The organism is Streptomyces tailanensis (assembly GCF_008386495.1).
GTDB lineage: Bacteria > Actinomycetota > Actinomycetes > Streptomycetales > Streptomycetaceae > Streptomyces > Streptomyces tailanensis.
Window position 1 is genome coordinate 1 of record NZ_VTHJ01000162.1, and the last position, 2,505, is coordinate 2,505.

Annotated in this window: 1 protein-coding gene; it reads left to right on the top strand. The window is 63.8% G+C overall.

What is annotated here, in order from left to right; genetic code table 11:
* The first annotated feature begins 649 nt into the window (after positions 1-649).
* On the top strand, positions 650-2,431 hold the full coding sequence (ltrA, locus tag F3T56_RS45785; RefSeq protein WP_246204917.1) for a group II intron reverse transcriptase/maturase: 1,782 nt from the start codon (positions 650-652) through the stop codon (positions 2,429-2,431).
* The last annotated feature ends 74 nt before the right edge of the window (positions 2,432-2,505 follow it).

The window sequence follows — 2,505 nt, forward strand, 5'->3', positions numbered from 1 at the left end:
GTGGGTGTGGAACGGTGCGACACGAGGTCGCTCCAATCAAGTGGGGGCAACTCTCAGAGAGCGAATACAAGGGTCGCCTCCCTGACAAGTGTCTGGATGTCAGTCCCCAGGCCCGCATGCGTCGCTGGTAACGGCGGGGTGTGAAGCCGGGCCGGAAAGCCCAAGGGTTCCCGAACCGTCCGGGAAACACAGGCGAGGGGAAGACTGGGATGGGCGAGCACGTGCGAATCCCCGGCAATGCCTCGTGAACCCAACGGCCAGAAGACGGAAAGCGGTACTGGCTGACAGGCCCTCGGCGTAGAGAAGCGCCAGGTGATCCCTCTGGACGTTCTTGGGGGGAGTCGGACACCACCGGGCCCGGGGTATAGGGGACGCCCTGCACAGTCGAATCTTGAGGGAGCGGAACGTGGAAACCCCGTTGTGGTCTGCCAGGCGGCAGTAGGTGGCCGTAAGGGAAGCCGATGCCGCAGCGGGAACAGGATGGTCCAAGAAGCAAATGCCGACAGGTCGAAAGGCCCGGGGAAAATGTGGATGCCAGCTCTGGGGCGCCACACATAACCCGTCGGATACGGGCAGTTGCCTGGCCTGAAAGGGAGCTGACGTGGACCGGGTGGAACTTTGAAGAGCAGGTGGGGAGGGACTCGAACCGATGGGCAAGTTGGACGCCGCACCGGCCGCAATGGCCATCGCGGTGAACGGACCTGAGGGCGGTCCGGCTCTGGACTGGCACAGCATCGACTGGGCCCGCGAGGAGCAGAACGTAAGGCGACTCCGCCAGCGAATCTTCAAGGCGTCGCAGGAAGGGGATCTGGCCAAGGTCCGCAACCTGCAAAGGCTCATGCTGCGGTCGAGGAGCAACACGCTGGTCAGCGTGAGGCGAGTCACGCAGCGGAGTTCCGGCCGCAAGACCGCCGGGATCGACGGGGAGGTCATCCTGACTCCGAAAGGGCGAGCCACGCTCGCTCAGGAGATCCAGGAAAAGCCGAACCGCCGTCCCGTTCCGGTCAAGCGGGTGTACATCCCGAAGAGTAATGGGAAGCAGCGGCCACTCGGAATCCCGGTGATCAAGGACCGCGTCAACCAGGCACGGGTCAAGAACGCCTTGGAGCCGGAGTGGGAGGCCCGTTTCGAACCTCGGTCCTACGGGTTCCGTCCGGGAAGGAGTTGCCACGATGCCGTGGAAAGCATCTTCTCGGTGGTGGGGCAGAAGACGGGGGTTCGGACGTGGGTTCTGGACGCGGACCTCTCGGCGGCCTTCGACCGAGTCCACCACGGCAGGCTGATGCAATCCGTCGGACTGTTTCCCGCCAGGGACGCAGTCTGGGGATGGCTGAAGGCCGGCGTGATGGAAAAGGGAAGATGGGCGCCCACGGAGGAAGGCACCCCGCAAGGGGGCGTGATCAGTCCACTGTTGCTGAACATCGCACTGCACGGGATGGAGCAAGCCGCAGGGGCGGGGTGGCTGCGCAGCGGTGCTGCAAAGCCCGGCACCCCGGTCCTGATTCGGTACGCCGACGACTTCGTAGTGCTCACGTACTCGGAGGAGGAAGCGGAAGAGGTCAGGCGGAAACTGGTCGAGTGGCTGGAGCCAAGGGGGCTCCGGTTCAACACGGACAAGACCCGCGTCGTCCACCTGGACGAGGGCTTTGACTTCCTGGGGTTCAACATCAGGAAGATCAGGCGCAAGACCATCATCACACCGAGCAAGGAAGCGGAAAGGAGAATCCGGGAAAGGCTGCGGAATGAGATGAAAGCCCTGAGAGGGGCGAACGCCGCAGCGGTACGGAAGAAACTCGCGCCAATTGTGCGCGGGTGGGCGACGTACTACCGGGGGGCGGTGTCCAGCAAGACGTTCAAGACGCTGGATGACTACGTCTGGAAACTCACCTACAAGTGGGCTACCAGGCGCCACCCCAACAAGCCGAAGAATTGGGTCACTGCCCGGTACTACGGCAAGTTCAACAAGTCGCGGGCGGATAGGTGGGTGTTCGGTGACCCGGTTACCGGTGCCTACCTCTACAAGTTCGCCTGGACCCCCATTGTCCGGCACGTCAAGGTGAAGGGCGGGGCGTCCACGGATGATCCGGCCCTCACCGAGTACTGGACGAACCGGCGCCGCAAGAAGGCGCCTCCCGTCATGGACAAGACCAGCCTGTACCTGGCGTTCCGCCAGCAGGGGCTGTGTCCGCTCTGCGGCGGGGCCCTGATCACCGGAGCCGAATACGAGCCGGACAACCCACGCGAGTGGATTGAGTGGTTCGAGGCGGTTGCGAAGAGGCTGCACAGGCATCACTTCGCTTACCGGCGAGACGGGGGCGGGGACGACAGGAACAATCTCCGGCTCGTACACGCCGATTGTCACCGACAGCATCATGAAGCCGATGACAAACGGACTGGACGAAAAATCAGACGCCCACAGGGTTCTGCTTGAGCCGTGTGCCGGGAAACCGGCATGCACGGTTCTGAGGGGGCCGGGGCCCGGCGACGGGCTCCGGCTACCCGACA

Excerpts from the sequence above, each read along its gene's own strand:
- ltrA (WP_246204917.1), top strand. The coding sequence starts at position 650 with ATGGGCAAGTTGGACGCCGCACCGGCCGCAATGGCCATCGCGGTGAAC.